The organism is Vibrio sp. 947, assembly GCF_033339115.1.
In the GTDB taxonomy this organism is placed as follows: Bacteria; Pseudomonadota; Gammaproteobacteria; order Enterobacterales; family Vibrionaceae; genus Vibrio; species Vibrio alginolyticus.
The window spans coordinates 73,839-99,247 of the sequence record NZ_JAWOTX010000020.1 but is presented as its reverse complement, the minus strand read 5'-3'; the positions used below and the strand labels follow the sequence as shown (position 1 = coordinate 99,247).

At 44.8% G+C, this 25,409-nt stretch carries 21 protein-coding genes; 13 read left to right on the top strand and 8 right to left on the bottom strand.

What is annotated here, in order from left to right:
• Positions 1 to 161 precede the first annotated feature (161 nt).
• Positions 162 to 1,637 carry a Na+/H+ antiporter NhaC family protein gene (locus R7Q39_RS21525; protein WP_318076805.1) on the bottom strand — a complete coding sequence of 492 codons (1,476 nt, stop codon included), beginning with the start codon at positions 1,635 to 1,637 and terminating at the stop codon, positions 162 to 164.
• 18 nt (positions 1,638 to 1,655) lie between these two features.
• Positions 1,656 to 2,999, bottom strand: coding sequence for a glutamine synthetase family protein (locus R7Q39_RS21520; RefSeq protein ID WP_238952304.1), 1,344 nt, complete (start codon positions 2,997 to 2,999; stop codon positions 1,656 to 1,658).
• Positions 3,000 to 3,339: 340 nt separating this feature from the next.
• Between R7Q39_RS21520 and R7Q39_RS21515 the strand changes: the two genes are divergently transcribed.
• The 9 genes from R7Q39_RS21515 to R7Q39_RS21475 all read left to right on the top strand — a co-directional run bounded on the left by R7Q39_RS21515 (position 3,340) and on the right by R7Q39_RS21475 (position 14,087).
• Entirely contained in the window at positions 3,340 to 4,086 is a 747-nt protein-coding gene (locus R7Q39_RS21515) for a gamma-glutamyl-gamma-aminobutyrate hydrolase family protein (RefSeq protein WP_005377814.1), read from the top strand.
• Positions 4,087 to 4,104: 18 nt separating this feature from the next.
• Complete coding sequence (puuR, locus tag R7Q39_RS21510) at positions 4,105 to 4,662, top strand: HTH-type transcriptional regulator PuuR (RefSeq protein ID WP_005377813.1); 558 nt, start codon at positions 4,105 to 4,107, stop codon at positions 4,660 to 4,662.
• 35 nt (positions 4,663 to 4,697) lie between these two features.
• Positions 4,698 to 6,182 carry an aldehyde dehydrogenase gene (locus R7Q39_RS21505; RefSeq protein ID WP_064368212.1) on the top strand — a complete coding sequence of 495 codons (1,485 nt, stop codon included), beginning with the start codon at positions 4,698 to 4,700 and terminating at the stop codon, positions 6,180 to 6,182.
• A gap of 37 nt (positions 6,183 to 6,219) precedes the next feature.
• A complete protein-coding gene (locus tag R7Q39_RS21500) occupies positions 6,220 to 7,497 on the top strand; it encodes an NAD(P)/FAD-dependent oxidoreductase (protein WP_054574096.1) in 1,278 nt (425 codons plus the stop codon).
• Positions 7,498 to 7,514: 17 nt separating this feature from the next.
• Complete coding sequence (gene aguB / locus R7Q39_RS21495; RefSeq protein WP_005377808.1) at positions 7,515 to 8,381, top strand: N-carbamoylputrescine amidase; 867 nt, start codon at positions 7,515 to 7,517, stop codon at positions 8,379 to 8,381.
• A 12-nt stretch (positions 8,382 to 8,393) separates the two neighbouring features.
• Positions 8,394 to 9,476: an agmatine deiminase gene (gene aguA, locus R7Q39_RS21490; protein WP_054574097.1), complete on the top strand. Its 1,083-nt coding sequence runs from the start codon at positions 8,394 to 8,396 to the stop codon at positions 9,474 to 9,476.
• 54 nt (positions 9,477 to 9,530) lie between these two features.
• Positions 9,531 to 10,958, top strand: a complete 1,428-nt coding sequence (locus R7Q39_RS21485; RefSeq protein WP_054574098.1) for an NAD-dependent succinate-semialdehyde dehydrogenase — start codon at positions 9,531 to 9,533, stop codon at positions 10,956 to 10,958.
• 14 nt (positions 10,959 to 10,972) lie between these two features.
• Complete coding sequence (gene gabT, locus R7Q39_RS21480) at positions 10,973 to 12,244, top strand: 4-aminobutyrate--2-oxoglutarate transaminase (protein WP_318076804.1); 1,272 nt, start codon at positions 10,973 to 10,975, stop codon at positions 12,242 to 12,244.
• A gap of 520 nt (positions 12,245 to 12,764) precedes the next feature.
• Positions 12,765 to 14,087 carry an EAL domain-containing protein gene (locus R7Q39_RS21475; RefSeq protein WP_081007901.1) on the top strand — a complete coding sequence of 441 codons (1,323 nt, stop codon included), beginning with the start codon at positions 12,765 to 12,767 and terminating at the stop codon, positions 14,085 to 14,087.
• A 132-nt stretch (positions 14,088 to 14,219) separates the two neighbouring features.
• Here the strand turns inward: R7Q39_RS21475 and R7Q39_RS21470 are convergent, their stop codons facing one another.
• Positions 14,220 to 15,107, bottom strand: a complete 888-nt coding sequence (locus R7Q39_RS21470; RefSeq protein ID WP_005385740.1) for a DMT family transporter — start codon at positions 15,105 to 15,107, stop codon at positions 14,220 to 14,222.
• Positions 15,108 to 15,217: 110 nt separating this feature from the next.
• Here R7Q39_RS21470 and R7Q39_RS21465 point away from each other — a divergent pair, with 110 nt between their 5' ends.
• The 4 genes from R7Q39_RS21465 to R7Q39_RS21450 all read left to right on the top strand — a co-directional run bounded on the left by R7Q39_RS21465 (position 15,218) and on the right by R7Q39_RS21450 (position 17,145).
• On the top strand, positions 15,218 to 15,700 hold the full coding sequence (locus tag R7Q39_RS21465) for a MarR family winged helix-turn-helix transcriptional regulator (RefSeq protein WP_017633984.1): 483 nt from the start codon (positions 15,218 to 15,220) through the stop codon (positions 15,698 to 15,700).
• Positions 15,701 to 15,723: 23 nt separating this feature from the next.
• Positions 15,724 to 16,077: an MmcQ/YjbR family DNA-binding protein gene (locus tag R7Q39_RS21460; RefSeq protein ID WP_054577888.1), complete on the top strand. Its 354-nt coding sequence runs from the start codon at positions 15,724 to 15,726 to the stop codon at positions 16,075 to 16,077.
• A gap of 119 nt (positions 16,078 to 16,196) precedes the next feature.
• Positions 16,197 to 16,631, top strand: a complete 435-nt coding sequence (locus tag R7Q39_RS21455) for a DUF962 domain-containing protein (RefSeq protein ID WP_005377800.1) — start codon at positions 16,197 to 16,199, stop codon at positions 16,629 to 16,631.
• Positions 16,632 to 16,833: 202 nt separating this feature from the next.
• A complete protein-coding gene (locus tag R7Q39_RS21450; protein WP_054577887.1) occupies positions 16,834 to 17,145 on the top strand; it encodes a hypothetical protein in 312 nt (103 codons plus the stop codon).
• A 151-nt stretch (positions 17,146 to 17,296) separates the two neighbouring features.
• On the opposite strand, the gene R7Q39_RS21445 is transcribed toward R7Q39_RS21450, so the two are convergent.
• The 5 genes from R7Q39_RS21445 to R7Q39_RS21425 all read right to left on the bottom strand — a co-directional run bounded on the left by R7Q39_RS21445 (position 17,297) and on the right by R7Q39_RS21425 (position 25,294).
• The gene (locus R7Q39_RS21445) at positions 17,297 to 18,388 is read right to left on the bottom strand and encodes a hypothetical protein (protein ID WP_054577886.1); all 1,092 of its coding nucleotides are present in this window, start codon (positions 18,386 to 18,388) and stop codon (positions 17,297 to 17,299) included.
• Between the two features lies 1 nt (position 18,389).
• A complete protein-coding gene (locus R7Q39_RS21440) occupies positions 18,390 to 18,824 on the bottom strand; it encodes a hypothetical protein (protein ID WP_318076806.1) in 435 nt (144 codons plus the stop codon).
• A 51-nt stretch (positions 18,825 to 18,875) separates the two neighbouring features.
• Positions 18,876 to 22,052 carry a response regulator gene (locus R7Q39_RS21435; RefSeq protein WP_258637119.1) on the bottom strand — a complete coding sequence of 1,059 codons (3,177 nt, stop codon included), beginning with the start codon at positions 22,050 to 22,052 and terminating at the stop codon, positions 18,876 to 18,878.
• Positions 22,053 to 22,208: 156 nt separating this feature from the next.
• On the bottom strand, positions 22,209 to 24,365 hold the full coding sequence (locus R7Q39_RS21430) for an EAL domain-containing protein (RefSeq protein ID WP_318076803.1): 2,157 nt from the start codon (positions 24,363 to 24,365) through the stop codon (positions 22,209 to 22,211).
• Positions 24,365 to 25,294, bottom strand: coding sequence for a phosphate/phosphite/phosphonate ABC transporter substrate-binding protein (locus tag R7Q39_RS21425; protein ID WP_005385723.1), 930 nt, complete (start codon positions 25,292 to 25,294; stop codon positions 24,365 to 24,367). Before R7Q39_RS21425 ends, R7Q39_RS21430 begins: the two co-directional genes overlap by 1 nt.
• Positions 25,295 to 25,409: the final 115 nt, after the last annotated feature.

Sequence of the window (25,409 nt, the reverse complement as noted above, 5' to 3'; positions counted from 1 at the left end):
TGGTATGCCTGAAACTCGGTATGTTGTTTAAGAACTGATCAACATGGGGCTACCATGTCTTCTCACCGAATTAAGCAACAAAGCCTTTTAAGAGGATCATTTGACTTGATAGAACAAAACCCCGCTATTTTTGAGCAGGGTTTTGCAATTAGATAAAGGGGCTAACCGATGATGAAGAAGAAAATCGCGGTTGCAACAATACCAATCAACGCATAAGGAAACTGTGTGGTTGCGTGTTGCATTGCTGTACAGCCTGAACCTTGTGCAGATAACACGGTTGAGTCACTAAAGAAACAAGAGTGGCTCCCTGCCGCTGATGCTGAAAGCAGCGCTGCAACGGTTAAGTGTAGAGGCACACCAAGCTGTTCGCCCAAAGGTAGAACAATTGGCATCGCTACTGCAAACGTTCCCCAAGACGATGCCGTTGCAAATACCAACGCGCCCGTAATCATAAAGATAATCGCAGGGAAGTAAGACGCTGACAGGTAAGGGCTGACGGTCTCAATGACATACTGCGTGACGCCCAATGAGTCGTTGACCGATTTCAACATGAAACCACCAATAACGGTCGCAAGCGGCAGTAGCATAACTTTAATGCCATCATAAACAGCTTCGAACATGTCGTTCATCGAGATCAGTTTTTGTGCGCCGTAAAAGCTAATAGTAAAGATTAACGCGACGAAAACACCAGCAAGTAGATCGATACCAAAATACCAACTTGCGGCAACAAGTACGATCATTGGTAACAAGAAGTTGACAAGGCCCATGGTTGGGTTGGTATGTGCAGATACATCGGGACCAAAGTCGACATCTGTTGCACCGTCTGGACGAACTTGACCATTCTTCGCACGCTTTTCTGCCTTTTTCATCGCACCTAGATCTGGGATCTTTTCCATTGCAACCAGAAAAACAATCACCAGCGTTACCCAGCCGTAAGCCATGTATGGAATAGCTTCAATGTATGCTTTGATACCATCTCCCGCTTCTGCTACTCCGTTTGCTTCTAGCAACGAACTGAAGAAAATTGCCCAAGTGGAAATCGGTACGAGGATACAGATAGGCGCGGCGGTTGAATCCACAAGATATGAGAGCTTTTCACGCGAGATTTGGTAGCCGTCCGTAACTTTTTTCATTGAGGAAGAAATTGCAATCGCATTCAAATAATCGTCGATAAAGATCAGAATACCTAAAGCAAAGGTCATCAGCATCGATTGCTTACGGCTTTTTACTTTCGTGACCAGCATGTCGGAGAAGCTTAAGATACTGCCGCCTTTCTCCAAAATAGCAATTAGGCCGCCCATCAAACCACAAACGAGGATGATCCAAGCAATAGTTTCATCCATCATTACACTCATGGAAATATCAACAATCTGTTCCACCGCTTCAGTTGGGTTAAGCAGAAGAACACCGGCAATAGCGCCGCTAAAGAGGGCTTCCACAGTTCGGTGTGTTGTCAGCGCAAAGACCAATACCAACGCCGTTGGTAAAAGACTCATCCATCCGTAGGCTTCGCCTTCCTCATGGTTCAAACCGATTGTGGTAAAAAAGACAAACGTCGCAACCGAGATTAAAGAAACAATAATGTGTTGAGAGTTGATTTTAAGAGGCGCATCCAGCGCCTTGGTCTGCGTAGTCATAAAGTTCATTTCCTTTGTTTATGCCGAGTGCAACATCCAGTCGATTTCCAATGGAGTAATCGCTCGCTCAAATTCTGCGAGTTCACTCTGTTTGCAAGCTAGATACAAATCGATAAAATCTCTTGAGATGTATTGAGCTAGCTCACTGTGCTCCAGTCGCTCTAGAGCTTCTGACATACGCAGAGGTAACTCAATTGCATCATCACTGAGAGTCGGTGGACATTGATCTTTGGTGTAGCTTTCACTCGCTAATACTGCGGAAAGTACTACTGCAGCGAGAATGTATGGGTTAACGTCAGCGCCTGCTATACGATGCTCTATACGGCGATTTTTGCTATCGCTGATAGGCACACGCAACGCAACACCGCGGTGGTTTTCTCCCCAATCGGCTTTGGTCGGGACGTAAGCGCCAGGAACAAAGCGACGGTAAGAGTTAACGTTAGGACAGATTAGGGCCATGGCATCGGATGTTTGTGACAGCATCGCTGCCATGGTTTGATAGAAGAAGGCGCTCGCTTGACCGTCTGATTGGCTAAAGTGGTTGTTACCATCTGTATCAACCAAGCTGAGATGAATGTGCATGCCATTACCCGCTTGCTCACTAAAAGGTTTCGCCATAAATGTGGCGTCAAATCCGTGCTGATGAGCGACCTGGCGAATCAAGCGTTTTGCGATGATGATTTCATCACATGCTCGAAGTACATCTTTAGAATGGTTGAAGTTGATTTCGAACTGCCCTGGGGCCGATTCAGATAGGGCTCCGGAAGTGTTTAAACCTTGTTCTAATGCAATTCGATTAAGGTCGGCCAAGAAATCAGCGTAGTCATCTAGTCCATCAAGGTCGTAAACCTCGGTATCTTTTTCTCGAGTTTTTTTCGTGGGGTTAATTGCCGTTAATGGTTCGCCATTTTCGCCGCGGGTTTTGTCTATTAAATAGAACTCCAGCTCGAGCGCGACACAAGGATATTGGTCTTTAGCATGCAGTGTTTGCAATATAGAAGCGAGAATGTTTCGGATGAACAGTGGGTTAGGGTGCTGCCCGGTTTCATCCATCATACTAAGCAGTAGCTGACCAACTTGTTCTTTTGCCGTCGGCATTAAGGTGCCGCTGATTGGATAGCAGAGATTATCTGGTTCTCCGAGATCTTCTCCCAACCCGGCCGTTTCAACGACGTTACCTTTGCTATCTAGGGTGATGGTCGAAAGGGGGAGGGCAACACCTTTATTCAGTTTTTCTAGAGCATCTATCGGGATGCGTTTTCCTCTTGGGGTGGCATTTATATCGGTAAAGATGAGATCGATAAATTCAATATCGGGCCATTTTTGTTTAAAATTTTGTACTTCCTGTAGATACGATTCCATTTTCTTCTCCAAATAGCCTGACGAGTAGAAATTAGAAATAACCAAATTAACAAATAAATTACAGCACTCTGAACGAGTTGTTTGTTTTTCAGGTTATTTTTAATTTAAACATGCACTTACACTGTGCTTTTGATGTTTAACGGCTGGTTTTTATGTCTTTCTGTTAACTATTTTGTAACAGTTGGTTTTGTTTTGTTCAATATAATGAGCATAAATATTCAGTTTTGAAGCCTAAAAAGTGCGCAAGATCACGTTGTGACGATAATAATGGTCATCTGTGTTGATAATTTTGTACATGGTTTGTAGGGTTTGTGTTAAATAAATTGAACACGGACATATCATGGCAGATACACACAAACCCATCATTGGTGTGGTTAGCTGCGCTAAAGAGTTGGGTGGCTATCAGATACAAGCGGTCAACGACTTTTACCTTCGCGCCATAAAGGATTTTGGAGGACTACCGATTATGTTGGCTCCCGACATGTCGGGCGATGACGTAACCACCATCCTAGACATATGTGATGGTTTTCTTTTTCCTGGCAGCCACTCTAACGTTGCGCCACATCGATACAATGCAACGCACGAAGAGAGCTACAAAGATGAAGCTCGTGATGAGCTCTCATTCACGTTAATTCGTCATGCGGTTGACCAAAACATTCCGTGCCTTGGTATTTGCCGCGGCTTTCAAGAGATGAATGTCGCACTCGGTGGCTCGTTAAACCCAGCCGTTCATGACTCCGGCTTCAATGACCATCGTGAAGCGCCTGTTGAAGATTTCGAACAAAAATACGCGCCAGCACACGCTGTGCTAGTTCAAAAGCAGAGCTTATTTGAACAATGGCTGGTGCAAAATCATTGGGAAAACACCACCTTCTTTGAAGTGAACACACTACACAACCAAGGCGTCGATCAGCTTGCTCCTCTATTACAAGTAGAAGCTAAAGCCCCGGATGGCTTGGTAGAAGCATTTAGTCTTCCTAATCAAAAATTTTTCGTTGGCGTGCAGTGGCACCCAGAATGGGAAGCAAAAACCAATCATTTCTCTCAAATTTTGTTCAATGAATTTATGATGGCTACCTCTCGTTAAACGTTTGGAGCTGTATGAATGGACAATCAAGAGATTGGTAAAAATATTGTTCAGTTACGAAAAAAACATGGATTGTCACAAAGGGAACTAGCCGAGCGCGCTGGTATTACCCACAGTGCAATCTCATCCATTGAAAATGGCAAAGTGAGCCCGTCGGTCAGCTCACTACAAAAAATCGTTAATGTATTTTCTTTATCGTTATCAGAGTTTTTCACTTTTGAACAACCTTCGAACGATGAAGTGAAAGTAGTCATCAAGCCGTCAGATCTTGTGGAAATCGGAAGCGAGACGGTGTCCATGAAACTGGTAACGAATGGCGACAAAGATCAAGTCATCGGATTCTTGATCGAGGAATACGCACCTTATGGAACCACTGGTGCGGCAGAAATCAAACACGAAGGCGAAGAGATTGGCACCGTATTAGAGGGTGAAATCACTCTGGAATATAAAGGGCAATCTCATGTCATAACAGCGGGCGAGTCGTACATTATTGATACGACGAAGCCCCATCGATTTACAAATCACACAGACAAGGCTTGTCGAATGATAAGTGCGCATACGCCAACCACATTTTAGTGGGGGCTTGCCTTGTGTGATCACAAGGAGAGCGTATGAAAACCCAAGAGCAATGGATTGAACTAAAAAACAATCTAAACATCGAAAACAGGGCGTACATTAACGGTGAATACAGTGCCGCTTTAACAGGGCAAACCATCCCGGTAGTTAACCCAGCAACAGATGAGATATTCACCGAAATCGCCCGTTGCCAAAATGAAGATGTTGATCTCGCGGTTTCATACGCTCGCCAAGCATTTCAATCCGGTCAGTGGAGCGAGAGCAGCCCAGCTCATCGCAAAGCAGTGCTTAAACAGTTTGCTGACTTGATTGATCAAAACCAAGAAGAATTGGCTCTGCTAGAAACGCTTGATACCGGTAAGCCTATCTCTCACAGCTTCTCTACCGATATTCCTGGCGCGGCGAGTGCATTACGCTGGTACGCAGAAGCAATCGACAAAGTATACGGCGAAGTTGCCCCAACCGAAAAAGATGTACACGCTTTTATTTCTCATCAACCAATTGGTGTGGTTGCTGCGGTTGTACCGTGGAACTTCCCCCTTTGGCTTGCGTGCTGGAAGCTTGGTCCTGCTTTAGCCGCTGGTAACAGCGTGATTCTAAAACCGTCAGAAAAATCTTCTCTCACCGCGATATTTCTAGGTCAACTTGCTTCTCAAGCGGGCTTACCAACAGGCGTTTTCCAAGTCATTACGGGTTTTGGTCATGAAGCTGGCGACGCGCTGGCGAAACACCAAGACGTAGACTGCATCGCCTTCACAGGCTCGACGCGCATTGCAGGCCAACTGATGGTCAGATCGGGTGAGAGCAACCTAAAGCGCGTGTTTGCAGAAGCGGGCGGCAAGAACGCGAACATCGTGTTTGAAGATTGTGATGATTTAGACCGCGCAGCAGCAGAAACCGCCGCAGGGTGTTTCTACAACCAAGGTGAGGTGTGCGTCGCGGCAACCCGCCTGCTTGTTCACGAAAGCATCAAAGATCAGTTCTTAGAAAAAGTTATTCAAGCGTCGAAAGCGTTCACGCCAAAAGACCCAATGGACCCAAGTTCATCCATGGGAGCGCTTATCGATCAAGATCATAAATCAAAAGTGTTGGAATACATCTCGTTAGGTGAATCAGAAGGTGCAAACGTACGTTGTGGCGGCGATGTCGATGGGCAAGGTGCATTTGTTTCCCCAACCATTTTAGACAACGTCGACAACAAGATGCGTGTCGCTCAGGAGGAAATTTTTGGTCCGGTGCTGTGTGTCATTCCATTCAAAGACGAAGCGCAAGCAATTGAGATCGCTAACGATTCGAAGTACGGCTTAGGTGCTGCACTTTGGAGCAGCAATATCAACCGCGTTCATCGCGTAGCAAAACGACTGCAAGCCGGCTCGGTTTGGGTCAACAACTACAACGAAGGTGATATGACGGTCCCATTTGGAGGATTCAAAATGAGCGGAAATGGTCGAGACAAGTCTCTCCACGCGATTGAAAAATTCACCGAAACCAAAACCACTTGGATTCGCCTCCATCCTTAAGCCTGCTGACGATTACGATAAATAAAGGAATAGTTCTATGAACAAGCATACGGATTCGTTCTACGCGCACTCTGTGCCAAACATGCCGGAATACCCACAGTTGCAAAACGACATCGAGTGCGATGTGTGTGTAGTCGGTGCGGGATTTTCTGGTCTTTCTTCTGCACTACACCTTGCAGAAAAAGGTTTTAAAGTCGTTGTGCTAGAAAGCGCAAAAGTGGGCTTTGGAGCAACTGGTCGTAACGGTGGCCAAATCGTTAACAGCTACAGCCGAGATGTTGACGTGATTGAAAGCCGTTACGACCAAAACCAAGCTAAAGCTCTGTGCGATATGATTTTTGAAGGCGGCGATATCATCCGTGGCCTGATCGACAAATACGACATCAACTGTGATTACAAGCAAGGCGGCTTGTTCACGGCACTGAACAGTAAACAACTCAAAGGGCTAGAAGAACATAAGAAGAACTGGGAGCGTTACGGCAACGACCAACTGACTCTGCTTGACGCAGGAGAGGTAGAACAAGCGGTAGGCACTAAAGTATACACTGGCGGCTTGTTGGATATGCGCGGTGGTCACATTCACCCGCTTAAACTCGCGTTAGGTGAAGCCGCTGCGTTTATTTCTCTGGGTGGCCAAATCTTCGAACAGTCGGCGGTCGTATCGATTGACAAAGGGATTAACCCAGTAGTGAAAACAGCGCAAGGCAGCGTGAAGAGCAAGTACGTGGTACTGGCAGGTAACGCCTACCTTGGTGGTTTGGCACCAAACATCAGCAACAAAGCGATTCCGTGTGGCACACAAGTGGTGGCGACTCAGCCTTTGAGTGATGAGCAGCTAAAACAAGTGCTGACCAGTGACTACTGCGTTGAGGACTGTAACTACTTGCTTGACTACTTCCGCTTAACCGCCGACAAGCGTTTGTTGTTCGGAGGTGGCGTGGTTTACGGCGCACGTGACCCAGAAAACATTGAAGCATTGATTCGTCCGAAGATGGAGAAAGTCTTCCCACAATTGAAAGGCATCAAGATTGATTACACCTGGACAGGTAACTTCTTGCTGACTTACTCACGCATGCCGCAATTTGGCTCGTTTGCAGACAACATTTACTACCTACAAGGCTACAGCGGTCACGGTGTAACGTGTACTCACCTAGCAGGTAAGTTGCTGGCCGAAGCTCTGACCGGACACGCTGAACGTTTCGACGCGTTTGCTGCACTGAAACATTACTCCTTCCCGGGTGGCCGCCACTTCCAAATTCCGTTTACGGCAATGGGCGCGGCTTACTACAACCTACGTGACAAACTGGCGATTTAAGAGATAAGGAATATCCAATGAGCAAAGTGGTGAAATTTGCAGCCCTTCAACTGACGAAAAGCTGGGATCTGGAAGATAACCTAGCCAAAGCAAAAAAGGCGATTCGTGAAGCAGCACAAAACGGTGCGAACGTGATTCTTCCGCAAGAGCTGTTCGCTGCGCCTTACTTCTGCAAAAAACAGGAAGCAAAGTATTTCGAGCTTGCAGAAGAAACGGAGAATTGTCGTCTTATTAAAGAGATGAGTGCGTTGGCTAAAGAGCTCGGCGTCGTTATTCCAGTCAGTTACTTTGAAAAAGCGGGCAACACGTTTTTTAACTCGCTAGTGATGATTGATGCCGATGGTACGGTACTAGATAACTACCGCAAGTCACACATTCCTGATGGCCCGGGCTACAGCGAAAAGTACTATTTTAGCCCTGGCGATACCGGTTTCAAAGTGTGGCAAACCAAGTTCGGTAAGTTCGGTGCTGGCATTTGTTGGGACCAATGGTTCCCAGAGCTTGCGCGCAGCTTGGCTCTGCACGGCGCGGAAGCGATTTTTTACCCAACTGCAATCGGTTCTGAGCCTCAAGATCCGACACTGGATTCACGTGACCACTGGCAACGTACAATGCAAGGTCACTCGGCAGCAAACCTCGTTCCAGTGATTGCGTCAAACCGAGTGGGCACTGAAGTCGATGATGGTATCGAGACGACGTTCTATGGCTCTTCTTTTATCACTGACCACACTGGTGCAAAAATTGCCGAAGCACCGCGTGAAGGTGAAACCATCATTTACGCAGAAATCGACCTCGCTACGACAGCGAAAGCGCGTCACGCGTGGGGCTTGTTCCGCGACCGTCGTCCAGACCTTTACACCAGCGTTGGCAAACTAGCCGTTTAAAGAGGCGTTAAAATGAAGTTATCGACAACACCAGCGCAAGATGGCTTCTATTTTCCGGCTGAGTTTCAGCCGGTTAGTGAAGTTTGGCTAGCGTGGCCAGAAAGGAAAGACAACTGGCGTGATGACGCATTACCCGCGCAAGAAACCTTTGCCAGAATCGCGAACTTAATCGCGGATGTGACCAATGTGTGCGTGGCGGTATGCTCGCACAACTTTGACCGAGCGCGTCAAATGCTCCACTCAGACGTACGTTTGGTGGAAATCCCATTTAACGATGCGTGGATGCGCGATATCGGGCCGACCGTGCTTGTTAACCGAGCGGGCGAGCGCCGTGGGATTAGTTGGCAATTCAACGCGTGGGGCGGCGAATACAACGGGCTTTACGACAACTGGCAGCAGGACGATCTTGTCGCTGGCTCGGTGTGCGACATCATCGGTATTGATTATTACCGCGCACCGTTTGTACTTGAAGGTGGGGCGATTCACACCGATGGTGAAGGCACCCTTTACACCACAGAAGAGTGCTTACTTAGTCCGGGGCGAAATCCACAGTTGAGCAAAGCGCAAATTGAAGAGCAGTTAAAGGCGTATCTCGGTATCGAAAAAGTCATTTGGTTGCCAAATGGTTTATTCAATGACGAAACAGACGGCCATGTTGACAACCTGATGCACGTTATCGCTCCGGGTAAGGTGGTACTGAGTTGGACCGATGACCCAAGTGATCCGCAATACGCGTTATCTCGTCAAGCGGAACAAGTACTGAAATCTCAGCACGATGCGAAAGGGCGCAATATTGAAATTGTCCGTTTGCCATTACCGGGTCCGTTGCATTACAGCGAGCGCGAAGCCAATGGCATTGACGCCAGTTCGGGAATGAGTCGACAAGCTGGCGAACGCCTAAGTGCCTCTTATGCGAACTTTCTTATCGTCAACGAGCATGTGTTCTTGCCGATGCTGGACGAAGAGACCGACGCTATGGCGATCGATATTTTGCAAAACGCGATGCCGGAATACCAAATCATCGCGATACCGTCGAGAGAGGTTCTACTCGGCGGAGGGAACATTCACTGTATTACGCAGCAGATCCCTGCTTAAACATAAACTCGCCGCTGGCTTAGCGGCGATGATGAGTTGTCAAAAGGAATGACCATGCAACAGATACAAAACCAAAGCCTTGTTTCGTTTATGGTAGCGAATCCACAACAGGGCATTGCAGTGACTAATCCGGCGACCGGAGAACTCCTCGGGTACGCACCAGTTTCAACCGAAAACGACATTTTAAATGGCATTGAACGTGCCAGTGTGGCGCAGAAAGAGTGGGCGGCACTGCCAGCAAAAATGCGTGCTGGCATGCTCAATCGTTGGTTCCAACTCCTGTTAGAAAACAAAGTCGACCTTGGCCGTTTGATGACGTTAGAGCAAGGTAAGCCGCTAGCGGAAGCTCAAGGTGAAGTGCTTTACGGCGCGAGCTTTATCGAATGGTTTGCTGAAGAAGCGAAGCGTACCTACGGTGAGACGATTCCTGCGCCAAGTGCGGACAAGCGTTTGGTGACCATCAAACAGCCAATTGGTGTCGCCTGTGCGATTACACCTTGGAACTTCCCAATTGCGATGATCACGCGCAAAGCAGGGCCAGCTTTAGCAGCAGGCTGTAGCTTTGTGGTAAAACCATCTGAATCTACGCCGCTGTCTGCGTTTGCGGTTGCAGAGCTTGCCTATCAAGCGGGTATCCCACGCGATGTGCTGCAAGTGGTATTGGGGGAAAACTCCCGTCAGGTCGGTGCTATCTTCACTTCACACCCGTTGATTCGTAAGTTGTCTTTCACTGGCTCTACTCAAGTCGGTAGCGTGCTGATGCAGCAAAGCGCGGCTGACATCAAACGTACCTCAATGGAGCTCGGTGGCAACGCGCCATTTATCGTATTCGATGATGCGGATATTGATGCAGCTGTGGCAGGCGCGATGGCGTCGAAATTCCGTAACGCAGGTCAAACGTGTGTTTGTGCGAACCGTTTCTATGTACACAGCAAAGTGTATGACGAATTCGTTGCTAAGTTTGACGCTGCGGTTCAGCAGCTCAAAGTTGGTAACGGATTGGAAGAGGGGGTCAACATTGGTCCAGTGATCAGCGAGTCAGCGAAGCAAGGCATTCAGACGCTTATTGATGGTGCTATCGAGCAAGGCGCGAAGCCGGTTTCAGAGCTTAAAAAGCTCGATGGTCTATTTATGCAGCCAGTGGTTCTCAAAGACGTTACTCACGACATGAAGATTGTTTCCGAGGAAATCTTTGGCCCTGTCGCGCCAGTGATTCGTTTTGACAGCGACGAACAGCTAGTCGAAATGGCGAACGACACCATCTACGGTCTCGCGTCGTACTTCTACAGCCAAAACATTCACCGTGTTTGGAAAATCGCAGAAGCGCTCGAATACGGCATGGTCGGCATTAACGAAGGTATGATCTCTACTGAAGTGGCTCCTTTCGGTGGTGTTAAGCAGTCCGGTATCGGACGTGAAGGAGCAAAACAAGGTATCGATGAATACATGGACGTGAAATATCTCTGCTTTGGCGGCAACTAATTAAGGACAAAACAATGACAAACCAACAACTACACGAAAGAAGAAGCCAAGTTATCGCTCAAGGCATGGGCGCACTGTACCCACTTTACGTCGAGAAAGCAGAAAACGCTTACGTATGGGATATCGAAGGCAACAAATACATCGACTTTGCAGCGGGTATCGCGGTGACTAACACCGGGCATTCTCACAAACGTATCAGTGAAGCGGTAAAAGCTCAGTTGGACAACTTCTCGCACACGTGTGCGATGGTTACGCCATACGCGTCATTCGTAGAGCTGGCTGAAAAGCTGACAGAACTTGCACCAGGTGAGACTAAGAAGAAAGCGATCTTTCTAACCACTGGCGCCGAGGCGGTCGAAAATGCCGTAAAAGTGGCACGCGCTCATACAGGCCGTAGCGGCGTGATAGCGTTTAAAGGCGGCTTTCACGGTCGCACAAATATGACGATGGGGTTAACTGGTAAAGTTGCGCCGTACAAAGCGGGCTTTGGTCCTTTCCCGAACGAAATCTACCACGCGCCGTACCCAAATGCGTTCCACGGCATCAGCGTTGAGCAAAGCTTACAAGCGATCGACGATCTATTTGCTTGCGATATTGAACCTTCACGCGTTGCGGCGATTATCTTCGAGCCAGTGCAAGGCGAGGGCGGCTTCTACAAAGCAACTGAAGCGTTTGCACAAGGCTTGCGTCAGCTGTGTGATAAGCACGGTATCATGCTGATTGCCGATGAAATCCAAACAGGGTTTGCTCGTACCGGTAAAATGTTTGCAACAGAGTATCTAGGCATTGAACCTGACCTAATGACAATGGCGAAAGGCATTGCTGGTGGTTTCCCAATCTCAGCGGTAGTTGGGAAAGCGGATGTGATGGACTCTGCACTACCCGGTGGTTTAGGTGGCACTTATGCGGGCTCGCCACTTGGTTGTGTTGCAGGTCTTGAAGTGCTGAAAATCATCGAAGAAGAAGACTTGTGTGCTAAAGCAATGGGCATCGGTGAAGTGGTCAATGTTCGTATGACGAAACTGCAACAATCAGTGCCTGCTATCGGTGAAATCCGTACCACGGGTGCAATGATGGCGATTGAGTTTACTGACCCAGAATCAGGCAAACCACTGCAAGAGATGACCAAAGCGGTGATTTCTAAAGCGCAAGAAAATGGTCTTATCCTGCTTTCTTGTGGAGTAAAAGCGAACGTGATTCGTCTGTTACCTCCATTGACCATCGAATCTGACGTGCTAAATGAAGGCCTAGATAAGTTGGAAAAAGTGATTCTTGAAGTGGCGTAATTCACGCACTTTTAAATAGCAATAACAAATCAAGGAAGCGGTTGGCATCAATCGTTTCCTTTTTATTTTTTTAACGTATCTGCTGCCTATCTAAAAAGTATTGCTCAAGCTCCAAGTTGTCACTCTTATTACGGATGACTTAACAGTTGGGCTCGTTCTTACTTTCCACTTAGTCGCTACTTTGTTCTCCTCGAATGTGGTTTGGTGCTCACATTCTAAATCCCGACATCTGAAAGCCACTTGAGTCTATAATTTTATTGAGCGTCATTCCTCACTTTTTGGACTATAGAAATGAGATAGTATTCATATCCCACTTAGGTTGCTTGACAGATTAGCAGGACGAACTTTGATAACAAAGAATACAAGGTATGCCATTTTACTCGGCTTAGTTCCCATCGCCATATTTGTAGTGGCCTTTCATTCGATAACCAACTTTTACGTCAACTCGGTAAAAGCGTCGAAAATAGATGCTTACGTAGATTATTTAAATCAAAGGTCTGCCTATTTGGACGGAGCAATAGTGAAGCAGATTGCTCAGTTAGATTTTACTTGTAGTGATAGTGATGTAAGAACTTTACGCGACCCACGTTTTTATAACCGTTACATTCGTTTTATTGCGATGACCACAAAAGGCGGAAAAACGTGTTCCACGGTTGGTAGTGAAGTGTCTCGCCCATCTAGTAGTGAACGATTTCAGATGGATGAGAACTTTTTCGCATCACTTATTTTGCCGCAACAGAATGACCAAATAGAGTGGATGGTCATTTATGATAATGAACACGTTGAAGTCTTCTGGGTGCTTGATAACAGTTGGGTTAACGAGGTAATAAAAACGCCTTGCAAAGACTGCCTATTTGTAGAGTTTAAGTATGATGAACCAATATTTGGTGATTTAACGATAAGCCGTGGCAAAGCGAATATTGCAGGAGAAGAAAACGCACTCTCAAAAGAGTTTTTCTTTTCAGGAGAGTCTCAAGCCAACATGCTCATCAAGATATTCAGCGGTGAAAAACTTAAAAATTATGCTCAGGAAAGAGTACTTTTGTGGGGCGGTCTTGTAAGTGTGCTTGCTGGTCTTGTGACTGCCTTTGCATACATATCTGGTAAAAGCTTGAGAAAATCCATTACAGGTCTAATTGAAAATGGGATTAGTAATGCAGAATTTATTCCTTACTACCAGGCGATTGTCGATAGTCGCGATGGTAAGACAGTAGGATATGAAGCTCTGATTCGATGGTCGCGACGTGATGGAATGGTGCCACCAAATATGTTTATTGGTGCTGCAGAAGAAAGTGGCCTGATTATCCCGATGACCAATCAGCTTATTCGTAAAATCATACAAGACTTAAGTGACTTACCCGAGCATACGTGGGTCAGCATCAATATTGTTTCCTCCCATTTAGAGTCAGGTGTATTAACGAAGTTGCTGTCGGAGTTAAATTGGCCAATCTCTAATAGAATTCATTTTGAATTGACCGAGAGAATACCAGTAAAAGACACTGAGGCCGCGAAAAAAGAGATTTTGTATTTAACGAATAAAGGCTACAAGTTCAAAATTGACGATTTTGGTACCGGATATGGTGGCTTTTCTTACCTACAAGATTTGGGCATCCGATGTTTAAAAGTGGATAAGATGTTTATTGATCCAATAGGATCTGACGACCAAAAATTGAAAGTGCTGGACTCAATTGTGTCTGCAGCGAACAAAGCGGAATGTGAGATGATTGCAGAAGGTGTAGAGAGCCAGGCTCAAGTCGAATATCTGGCTCAGCATGCGATTTACCTTATTCAAGGTTATGTTTACGCTAAACCAGAGCCCCTGACTAACCTTGCAAGCGCTTAACAGCCATAATGTCAAAACGTACCGTTTTAAAGGTGTCAGTTGCCTAGGTTAGCGCTGATTTCTGCTGATGGGGTTACACTTGAGGATTCCTAACACTCTCATTACTTCTAGAGTGTTAGGAATTAACGTTACTTAGGAGGAGAGTGCGGCTCTTTTCGTTTTGATTGACGTAATGAGCTGAGGTAGTAATGACATTACGATCATTCCTAGCATTAAGCTGTATTGCAGAGGAGTGAACGTTTCCCCCAATAGCAGTAGGCCCGAAACAATGCCTGCGACAGGGTTTGCAATACCACCAAAGGTAAAATCTACGACCGACATCCGCTGTAATAACCATACATACATGCCATACCCTAATGCAGTGTTCAGAATAATTACCCACAGTAACCCTAGAATATTCGTCATGGATACGTCCTGAACGACCGTAACATATGGCTCTGGATTGTTTATCGCCAGCACACTTGTTGCGATAGACATAATCACGCCACCCAAAATGAGCTGCCATGTTAGCACTGTCCACCAGTGCATTTTTGTACCTAGTGACTTTGTTACGCTACTTCCTATCACGATGCACATAATGGCGGAGATCATCGCAAGTAAGCCCACGGGTTCGAGAGAAATAGAGCTAGGATCAAATAAGAACCAAGCTAAAGTAATCAAAGTTGCGCCGCTTATCGCTTGAATGCCACTAGGCTGACGTTTGTAGACCGCCCAACCAAACAGCATCGCAAAAACGGGGACCGAAACCATACCAACACCAGAGATGGCAGAAGGAAGCGTCAACGCCATGACAAAAATGAGACCAAAGAAGCAAGCGATGTTGATGGTTCCTAAAACAAGCAGCACTTTCCACTCACTTCTTTTTGGAAACGAGGGCTTTATTGCCAGCAACAAAAGACCCGCAGGCAGTGCCCTTAGAGCACCAAGTAAAACGGGAGGCCAGTCCGGTAGAGTAAACTGAGTAACAGCGTAAGTCGTCCCCCAAAAAAAGGCAGGAATCATCGCAAGTAAAATGTTCATGTTAAATATCTTTATGTAGAGATAATTAAATGTAACGATATCGGCAAGGTGGCTTTTTGTAAAGTATCTTTATGTTAAAATAAAAAATATATGATGTTTGGAGAGAAATAATGGATGCAATTGATAGAGTGGTAGAGCAGTGGGCGAGGGAGAAGCCAGACCTCGACACTGAACCGATGGCAATAATGGGTCGACTAATGCGAATTGCAAAACACATGGAATCTAGGGTCGCCGAGCTACATAAGAAGTACGATCTGAAAATGGGTGAATTTGATGTGTTAGCGACACTGCGTCGAGCTGGTTCACCATATTGTCTTACTCCCTCAGCGTTAATAGAGTCGATGATGCTCACTTCGGGTGCGATGACTAATCGCTTAGATAAACTAGAGAAGAAAGGGTTTATTACCAGAACCCATAGCAAAGAAGACCGACGTAGCGTCACCGTTGAACTAACAGAGCAAGGCTTAACCTTAATTGACAAGCTAATTTTGGAGCATGTAGACGTTCAGCAATCGTTATTGCATGGTTTAGAAGGCAATGAAAAAGAGCAGGTTAACCAGGCGTTAAAATTGCTATTGCCACAATTTGAATGAGAACGCAGAAGGAGGCAGGGGATATGAAAAGCAAAGAACTAGAACAATACTTAAGTACCTTCATGTGTGCAGAAAGCGATTTCCCATTTGGGCCTGAAGCGCTTGTTTACAAAATCAAAGGCAAGATGTTTGCCATCATTGCAGAGAGAAAAGGTCGGGAGTATGTCAGCGTAAAAGTAAAACCAGAAGATGGAGAAGTCTTAACGTCGCAGTTTACGGACATTATCCCGGGTTATCACTTAAATAAGCGTCATTGGATAACGGTTTATTTTAACGGTGATGTCGAGGATGGGTTGATTCAAGATTTGTGTGAACGCTCTTATGCTCTTGTCGTTGCCAAGCTGCCGAAAGCACAACGAGCGTTGCTTGGTGAGTAATCGGCAACGCACTGGCCTCTGTTGTTTTGTCGCTCGTTGCTCGTAGCCTTTACGGAAAAATTCGCACCTTTTTCATCCTCGGGCTATATAAGAATAAGAAGGTGGAAAAGGGGAATGATATGCGAGCATTATCTGAATGGCTAAAAGAATACGGGGAGAGTCACCAAAACCCTATCAACCAAAAGATTCACACAATCGCAGTTCCAGGTATTTACCTTTCTGTGGTTGGACTTATTTGGTCGATTCCCCAGATTTCATTATTAGGCTTCGAACTTAATTGGGTTTGGGTAGCGGTGATCCCCACTTGGGTTTTCTATTTTCGTTTGTCTCTGAGCGTATTCATGATGATGATCGGCTACACATTAGCGTGCATTGGCCTTATTTGGTCTCTAGAGGTATTGATGTTGCCCGTTCTGCATATTTCTATGCTCTTGTTTGGTGTATTGTGGATATTGCAATTTATCGGTCACAAGATTGAAGGTAAAAAACCGTCGTTTTTTGAGGATTTACAGTTTCTACTCATCGGCCCGATTTGGGTGTTCAGAAAACACTAGCGATAAGCAAAATCAGGCATCATCCGAATGACACAAGACATATAACGTTCAGAGATTATGTAGCTCTTACTACAGAATACCTCTCCTTCTTATTGCCACGACAAGCATTCACTTTAGATACGCACTATGATTAAAGAGGTGCCAACGCACTTTACGCTATCGAGATACTTAAACTTACGGCAAGTTTACTTTAGGGGGATGAATGTACGACCGACAATATAAATATGCCTATTGGAGAGAAGAGCGTAAAAAAGGCAAATGGCACTATATATTAAAGTCCTTCTTTATGATTTGTTGTGCATTACTGCTTGGTAAAGTCATCGGTTTGTTCATTTTTGGAGAGCTGCATTCTTTAAGCGACATTTGGGAACAACTCCCTGCGGATGTTTTTATTATGATGCTCGTGGGCTTTCCAATTAGTGTCCTTGGTTGGTACCACGAAGAGTCAAAGTTTTTCCGGGCACTGCGACGCAAAGAAAAGCGGTTAAAAGACAATCAAAACAAACCGAAATAGAGTAACCTTTGTCTGTGTTTGGATTGCCACTTACCTATCTGAACTGTTCGATTTTACCCCTTCCAGTCGTTTAGCGTTTAGTTACGTGTTGCAAAAAGCCTTCTTAATGCAACAGCCCCTAGCGTTGTGGAAATTGGTACTGTAAGAAACATTAAAAAACGAAGTTGAGCATTAGCGTATAAAGGCTCGCACTGTCATCCTTTGGGGCTGATGAAAACGCGCCAGAGCTATTATTGTAGGCGTTGAACCTTTGCCATTCTGCGTTTAGGGAAACGTTGTAATCTAGGTCGTATCTCAATCCGAGTAAGAAACTGTCTCCACTTTTTTTATCCCGACTATTAAACTGCTGACCGTAAACAATATAAGGAGTTAGCTTGTTTACATTATAACTTGTTGTCGCGTACCAAGATGAGGAAAGATTGCTGGTCTGTCCTTCTGCCATAATCACAATGTTATCGAGCTCGTATCTTAACCCTAGAGAAAACAGATCGATCGTGTTGTTTTTTTCTGTTTCAACTAGACGGTCAATGATTGTGGTTCCGCCACCGGGAGTGGATTGCTCAATGTTAGAGAGCGTCGTTGTTTGATCATAATCGCCGTGGAGGTAGGAAAAATTCCAACGATAACTCTCTCCGCTTAGCGTTAAGTTCATCCCTGCAGTGTTGTTTGACTCAATTTCCAATTCAGTACGTTCATTGATGGTTACGTCACTATTGTCTTTAAACCCGACAAACGGCATGGCGGTAAGTACGACTTGCTCATTGAGGTCATGAATCCAGCGTGCAGATAGGCCGTTATAAGCCGTGATACCTAGAATGCTGTCATATACCTCATTCGGTGGGCGGGCTTGGGTAAAAGCGTGGCCGACATAGTTGTACTCAGACATCAAAAACAGTGGCAGTCTTAAGCGTCCTCCTCGTATTTCTATGTTTTTATAGGTATAAGCCAAATACGCCCACTCGAGCTGAGGCGAGCTCCAATGGTCTTGCGGGCGCTTTACGACTTGTGCGGATGCCCGAAATGCCTTGTGAAAATAATCGAGCTGCATGCCGAAAGTGGTATCGCAATCGAAACAAGATTCATCGCCAATAAAGCGGTTAACTAGTACCGTAGTTGGGTTATCGGATTTTGCCCACGACGTAGAGCCAAAACCACTTAAAGAAAGTTGTTCTGTTAGCTCAATCGTGGCTGAGCTCGGAAAGGTCGCGATACTCAGCGATAACATGGTTAAATATTTTTTCATATCAATTCTCCGAGCTAACCACACATAAAACATGAGCATTACTTGGGACGCTCGATGTTGGGGCATAACCAATTCTATTCGGCTTCTCTTGCATCCATGCTATGAGGTCATCAATGCTGGAGCGTGCAATCACTTTTGGCGGTCTAGCTTTACCTGAAAAAGACAAGCTTGCCCAATGCGCGTTCATTTGCGCTAAATTTTTGTTGAGAAGATAACGATAGAACTCAGCTCTTTCTGTTGATGTCGCAGGCCAGTCAGAGAGTTCAATTCGCTGGCCTTGTAAAAGTTGCGTCTTCCCTCTGTACAACTTTCGCGCTTTATTGACAGTGAGCGGAGAGAATTCGTCATTAAATGAGAAAACGGCGTAGCTCTCTGCAGCGAGAGCTTGGCAATTTAATGAAAGAAGGGCAATCAGAATAAACAGATAGCGTTTTATTTAACGCAAAGGAAAAGCAACGCGAGAATGATTTCTACTCATAGAATCCACCTACATTGCTTGTTCAATTTGATACAACAGTTTTTCTTTGCGCACAGGCTTTGGTACGTAGGCATCCATTCCTGAATCAAAGCAGCGTTGAATATCATCATCAACGACGCTTGCTGTTAATGCGATAATGGGCGTCTTAGCTAATCCTTTACTCGCTTCATAAGCTCTAATTTGCCTAGAAGCTTCGAACCCATCCATTATGGGCATCATGCAATCCATCAAAATAACATCAAACTTTCCATCTTTTTGGAACATTTCGACTGCAATTTGCCCGTTTTCAGCGACTTCGAATTGATAACCTGCTTTAGATAGCAATAGAGAAGCCACTTTCTGGTTTACTCTATTATCTTCGACAAGCAAGATACGTTCGGAGCGAATAGGCGTTACCGTTGCTTCTGGTTGCTTAGAACTTGCAGGTAGTTCATGAGTTGTATCGGGAGTAGTGTTCTCTTGGTGTGGTTCAGCATGCGTCGTGTTGGAAACACGTAACCCAATTGCCTTATCTAACTTCTCTTTAAGCAACCCTGCTTTAAACGGTTTGGGCACATAGTCATCCATTCCAACGTCAAAGCATTTTTGTATATCGTCATCGACCACACTTGCCGTTAGAGCAATAATCGGAATTCTGAAAGCGCGTTTTTCTTTTACTTCTATTTGACGAATTATTTGGGTGGCTTCAAATCCATCCATTACGGGCATCATGCAGTCCATTAAAATTAGGCTGTACTGATTCTGTTGAAATTTCTCAACCGCTTCTTGTCCGTTTACTGCGACATCAAAGTCGAAGCCAGCTTTTGTGACGTGTAGCCCCGCGATTTTTTGATTGACCGTATTGTCATCAACGACCAAAATTTTCGGCAGAGATTTAACATGTTGCGCTGAAGTGCTCTCTTGTTGTGCGTGCGAGAAATTTGCCGCACAACTTTCAAGTGCTTTAATTAAGCGCTGCCCTAGTAGTGGCTGAGTGACCAAGGCGCTGATACTGTTTCTAAAGTCGAATTGTGGGCTATGAAGGTGCTTGATGAGGCAGACACGAATGTTTCGTTTACAAAGGCTTTCTATCTCATCGATATGCATCGCCGCTGCATTTGGTGATGCTTCTACATGAATAACGATAACGCGCTCGTTATCAATCCACGTTGGCAACGCACTTAAGGTATCTACTGACTGCGTTATGTTGATGTTGAAAAAACTTAACTCGTTACGCAGTTTTTGTTCTAGTTGAGTACTGCTGCATACAATCCATATATCGTTGTGATTCAGAGCGTGATAAGCGTTAAACTCTTGCGTCACAACAGGAGCAGTTAGTTCAAAGAAGAAGCGACTGCCTTTACCTTTCTCGGATTCAAGTTGAATTTCTCCACCCATTAGCTCAACTAATTGCGTGCTAATGGCAAGCCCAAGTCCAGTTCCCCCAAATTGTCGGGTAGTAGAGTTATCCTCTTGGGCAAATGGAGCAAATATTTTCTTTTGCTGCTGGGCATCAATACCAATCCCAGAATCTTTAACGGAAAACTCGATGACCGCTTCACCATTTTTAATTTCGCGGGTGATGACCGATAGCTCTACACTGCCTTGTTCGGTAAATTTTACCGCGTTAGACATGAAGTTCATGACAACTTGGCGTATACGATGGTCATCCAACATTACGTGGTAAGGCGTGTTACGGCTAATGTTGACTTGCACATCGATGCCTTTTTCCTTTGCTTTCGGTGAAATGATAGAAGCAATGTCATAGATAGACTCTCGAACACAAGTTGAATGTGGGCTAATGAGCAACATCCCAGATTCAATTTTTGAGAAGTCTAGAACGTCATTAATTAAACTCAAAAGCAGTTGGGAGGAGGTTTCAATCGTGTCGACGTAATCGCGTTGTGTGGCAGTCAGGGAAGTATCGGATAACACTTCAGAGATGCCAATAACGCCATTTAGCGGCGTGCGGATCTCGTGGGACATGTTGGCCAAAAAGCTACTTTTGGCTTTACTCGCCTTAATTGCATCATCTTTTGCTTGTTCTGCATCTTCTTTAGCTTGTGTGAGCTTTAGTCTGGACAACATCCGCTCATCACTAAGCTTTTTTACCTCTCGAGCAAACTTACTCAGCTCGTCTTTACCCTTTATTAGTTGAGCAAGAGGTGAATTTTCAGTGTTACTTTGTTCATTGCTTTCGTTACTGAGAAATTTGAGGACTAGATTCAAGTTTCCAGTAACTTTTCGCACCAATCTTAGCGTTAAACTTACGACCAACAGCGTTAAAAGGCTCATCATTGCGATAAAGGTAAAGCGGTGCTGTGTCGTCGTGTTGATTGTCTTTGATATATCATCACTCAGCTGTTGTTCCATTTTGTCGTCAACACTTTGTAATAACGATAAGCGTTTGTTGAGTGCAGATAACCCCGCATCAATCTCATCCGGGGTTAATGATTTGAGTTGAGCTGGTTGCAATAAATAAGCACGAAACTCTTGGCTTTTGATAAAGACTTCACCCGTAAACGTCTCAATGAGCAGATCTACTTGTTGTTGATTGGCATTTAGCGTCACAAAACGCTCTAGAAATAGTTGTTGGTTCTGGATTAAAGATTGGATAGAAGCCTGTGTTGTGAGGTCATACTCGTTATTTTCCTCTGAAGATCGAATCAAATATTCGCTTAATCTATGCTCTTCAGTGGACCAAAACATCAACCATTCAAGTTGCATCAAAGAAGAAAGGTGAGTGTTTGTTTCATAACTCACATTTCTAAAATAGACTTTGTCTAAGCTCATGAGGATTTCTTTGAACGTATCAGCGCGCCACTCTGCTGCATCTAACTTTTCTTCTTGATTTTGCGAAGAGAGCATCGAGAGGGTTGCTTCCTCAAAGCTTATCAACTGGTTTAGTATCTCAGCGTTTTCACCGAATACTGGTGCAGCGGTGTCGCGTAACAATTGAGATATCTGCTGAGTTTTTAGTTGCTTATCTATTACATCAGGGTTATTCGGTAGGTGATAAAGCGAAGATACGCGGTCGATGTAGACAGAGAATAACTGTGCTTTTTGTAGTTCCTGAGCCTGGATAGAAAGGCTTTGTACATGTTTACCCGCGAGGACAAGCAACAATAAAATTGGCAGCAAAACCAACCCAAATAGCTTTTGTTTTACCGACAGGTTGTTCCAAGAAAAGATTCCTACCACGCGCATTTCCATATCCAAGAAGTTGATATGAAAAGTGTAGTTTATTTATCTCAGATGTTAGATTTTAAGAGAAAATTCATATTAATGAGGTGGGGGAAGTGTGACCGATATTGCATTACGAGTACTAACGCGCTAAGCGGCAATAGTTAACAAAACGGCGTTCTAAGCAAAGTGATTGACGCTTTGAGCGCCACTCCCTCGTTGGTATTCAAATGCAATCAATTCCTCAGCAGGTACAGGCCTACCTAAGAAAAAGCCTAGTACGACGTCACAGTGGAGAGACTCCATTCGTGTGAGTTGAGTTTGAGTTTCTACGCCTTCGGCTACTACTTTCATTCTTAGGTTGTGAGCCATGGATACAATCGCGCGAACTAATGAATCGTCTTGATCGCTTTTTCGGATTTGAGCGATAAATGAACGATCAATCTTGAGCCCGTCAAAAGCCATATGTTGTAGGTAGGCAAGGGCTGAATACCCCGTACCAAAGTCATCTAGCCAAACTTCCACTCCGATACTTTGTAGTTTTTTAAGCACATATTGAGCTTTCTCTGTATCATCAATAAAAAGTGACTCTGTCACTTCAACATGAATGGTTTGAGGGGCGACATCATGTCGTCGTAAATACTTAGAAAATAATTGACTTAAATCTTGGCGATAGATTTGTCTTGGGGACAAGTTTAATGCGATGTGAAAATCAGTACCGAAATGTTCTGCCCACATTGCCCGCTGAGCAACTGCCGTCTCAATGATATGTTCTCCAAGCTCCAATATTAAATCACTTTGTTCTGCGATCGGGATAAACGATTCTGGACTGATATAACCTTTCTCGGGATGATTCCACCTAACCAATGCTTCGACCCCAATTAGGCGATAGGTTTTTAGATCAAATTGTGGTTGATACCACAGCTCGAATTGAGACAAGTCACGTACTGAACGACGCAGTTCTCGTTCTATGTATAAACGTTGTTTAATCGTTTCATCAAACGTGGAATCGTATATCGTCATAATGTCTTTACCGCGTCTTTTAGATTCCTGCGCCGCAAGAGAGGAAAGCTGTAAAAGAGACTCAGCGTTTGAACCAAATTCTGGATACACAGCAATTCCGAGGCTTGCCGTAATTTGAATATCGTTCTCTTCCAAACTAAAGGGAGAGAGTAGTTGGCGATGAATATCGTTCGCTTTTTCTCTAGCTTCATGATTGTCCGAGCACGGAAAGGCCAGTACAAATTCATCCGCACCTACTCGACTTACGATGGTAGAAAGGCGGTAAAGCGGCTTAAAATAACTCGGCAAACGGCCTTGAAGCTCTGAGGCAAGATGGCCTAGCAATTTATCCCCAATGTTATGTCCATAGTTATCGTTAATGTGCTTAAAGTCATCCAAGTCAATAAACACAACCGCGAGTGAGGGGGATTTGTGGTCAGTTATTTGCGTTTGAATATCAATGAGTAACTTTTCTCGGTTTGGCAGGGAAGTCAGAATATCGTGGTACGCCATGAACTCAACTCGGCTGGTGTATCGGTTCACTTTGTTTGACATTTTGTTGTACGCCGAAATAAGTTCTCCCACTTCATCTTTGCTTTGTATGTCGGTGACTGGCAGCGCTTGGGTATTTGACTCTGAAAATTGATCTTTTAGTTGCTTGAGTGGCTTAGTTAACGACCGCCCCAAAGCATAAGCGATGATGCTACCGAATAGAACGGATATCCCACTGATCGTTAGCAGCAAGTTAAACATCTTCTGTTTATCGTTTGAGGTAATCGCTTGGACTTGTTCAATGTTCTGTTCTTTCTCTTCCAGTAGATGTATCAAGTTAAGCTCAAGATATACCGCCCCAAGAGTAATATTTGATTGCTGAATCGGCGCTGCGATCTCCAACTGATGCTTGGAAAAGGAAACGAGAGTTCTGGATTCTTCTATTGCTTTCAAAATAAAAGGAGAGCGGTAATGAGGTTGGGCAAACATCCTTAGCTGAGTAGTGCCGTCGTGAAAGATTAGCCCTTCATTGTCAACAACATGTATTTTCGAGACATCTGGCTGGCTCAATGTTGCCTTAATTTGCTCATACGCTTGACTGATATTGTCTGTATAGAGTGGATCAAAAAGCTGTTTTGATAATAGCTCTGCATAAACCAACCCTTTTTGCTTAACGTAAGATTCTGTTTTTTCTTGAGAGTTGTTCGTGATTTGTTGAGTTAAGCTATTTGAATACGCATCGTAACCGTGCATGTATAACGCAAGATTTATCACCACAACAAACAAGACAACGAATATTGTCGAGCAAATATATTTGGTTTCGAGTGAGAGCTTTTGAAACATCAATCCACCTTCGGTAACAAGTGAACTGACTTGCGCACTGTACTTAAGGAGGCTCGCATTTCTGGAGTAAGCGCGCTGAATTTTTTGGTGTTCTGAAACTTTTTAAGTGCGAGAGAGCCTTCGTGAGTTGTATCCATATCAAGCAGTATGGACGTGATTTTACGCTGTTGCTCTAGGCTCATGCTTGGAGAAGCGAGAATCAAATCCCTGGGTATTTCAACAGAACGAGAAAAAATCGCTAGTTTGTCTTTCATGTTCTCTGGCAAATCTTTGGGATTGTTCCAGTTGAAGTTACTGAATGCTCCTGCTGCAACTCTCTGTTTATATACCCATACAGATAGGTTGATTTCATTTGACTGAGCGAGTTGCTCATCAAGGAATAAATAACCAATACTGTCTTTGGCCGGTTTGTCATCAGGAGAGGGAAGGTATTGCAGTTTTTCTCCGTGATTCAGCAATGTAATCGCAGGTAGGTAATAGCTGCTGGTAGACGTACGCTTTTCGAAAACAAGCGTTTTTCCGCGCAGGTCAGAAAGTGACTCAATGCCACTCTCTTTATTAGTAAAGAACACCGTATGATATTTTTGCAGGCCTTTTTTCCATCGTATAGCAAGAACTTGGCTATTAGACTCCTTTTCTAAGGTCATCGCATTAAAGGGGGTCGCCGTTGCAATTTGAACGGTGCCATTTTCAAGCGCAACCGCGAGCTGACGATAATTTTTAAATACCTTTACCGCCCCTTTTGCGTAACCATATTCAGCCATATTTTCAGTTACATACTGAGTAAGGGGCGTCGCTTTTTTGATTTTGCTTTGGGCTTTATTGGACACAATGCCAAATGTGAATGTTTTCTCAATATTTTCTTGTGCACTGACGACAAAAGGTGAACTCAGCAAAGTGAGTAATAACAGAGTGCAGGCAGGTTTCATCCGGCTTCAACTTCCTTCTGGTGCATGTCAGTAATATTTAGTATTTATCAATGTGCCGAAATCAATCTTAAAAACAGTATGATGTACAAATTTCGTTGTGTGCGCACTTTTTATA

Coding starts and splice junctions, on each gene's coding strand:
- R7Q39_RS21520 (WP_238952304.1), bottom strand. CDS start 2,999: ATGGAATCGTATCTACAGGAAGTACAAAATTTTAAACAAAAATGGCCC.
- R7Q39_RS21425 (WP_005385723.1), bottom strand. CDS start 25,294: ATGAAACCTGCCTGCACTCTGTTATTACTCACTTTGCTGAGTTCACCT.
- R7Q39_RS21460 (WP_054577888.1), top strand. CDS start 15,724: ATGAAAAGCAAAGAACTAGAACAATACTTAAGTACCTTCATGTGTGCA.
- gabT (WP_318076804.1), top strand. CDS start 10,973: ATGACAAACCAACAACTACACGAAAGAAGAAGCCAAGTTATCGCTCAA.
- puuR (WP_005377813.1), top strand. CDS start 4,105: ATGGACAATCAAGAGATTGGTAAAAATATTGTTCAGTTACGAAAAAAA.
- aguA (WP_054574097.1), top strand. CDS start 8,394: ATGAAGTTATCGACAACACCAGCGCAAGATGGCTTCTATTTTCCGGCT.
- R7Q39_RS21505 (WP_064368212.1), top strand. CDS start 4,698: ATGAAAACCCAAGAGCAATGGATTGAACTAAAAAACAATCTAAACATC.
- R7Q39_RS21470 (WP_005385740.1), bottom strand. CDS start 15,107: ATGAACATTTTACTTGCGATGATTCCTGCCTTTTTTTGGGGGACGACT.
- R7Q39_RS21500 (WP_054574096.1), top strand. CDS start 6,220: ATGAACAAGCATACGGATTCGTTCTACGCGCACTCTGTGCCAAACATG.
- R7Q39_RS21465 (WP_017633984.1), top strand. CDS start 15,218: ATGGATGCAATTGATAGAGTGGTAGAGCAGTGGGCGAGGGAGAAGCCA.
- R7Q39_RS21485 (WP_054574098.1), top strand. CDS start 9,531: ATGCAACAGATACAAAACCAAAGCCTTGTTTCGTTTATGGTAGCGAAT.
- R7Q39_RS21525 (WP_318076805.1), bottom strand. CDS start 1,637: ATGACTACGCAGACCAAGGCGCTGGATGCGCCTCTTAAAATCAACTCT.
- R7Q39_RS21515 (WP_005377814.1), top strand. CDS start 3,340: ATGGCAGATACACACAAACCCATCATTGGTGTGGTTAGCTGCGCTAAA.
- R7Q39_RS21430 (WP_318076803.1), bottom strand. CDS start 24,365: ATGTTTCAAAAGCTCTCACTCGAAACCAAATATATTTGCTCGACAATA.
- R7Q39_RS21455 (WP_005377800.1), top strand. CDS start 16,197: ATGCGAGCATTATCTGAATGGCTAAAAGAATACGGGGAGAGTCACCAA.
- R7Q39_RS21435 (WP_258637119.1), bottom strand. CDS start 22,052: ATGCGCGTGGTAGGAATCTTTTCTTGGAACAACCTGTCGGTAAAACAA.
- aguB (WP_005377808.1), top strand. CDS start 7,515: ATGAGCAAAGTGGTGAAATTTGCAGCCCTTCAACTGACGAAAAGCTGG.
- R7Q39_RS21450 (WP_054577887.1), top strand. CDS start 16,834: ATGTACGACCGACAATATAAATATGCCTATTGGAGAGAAGAGCGTAAA.
- R7Q39_RS21445 (WP_054577886.1), bottom strand. CDS start 18,388: ATGAAAAAATATTTAACCATGTTATCGCTGAGTATCGCGACCTTTCCG.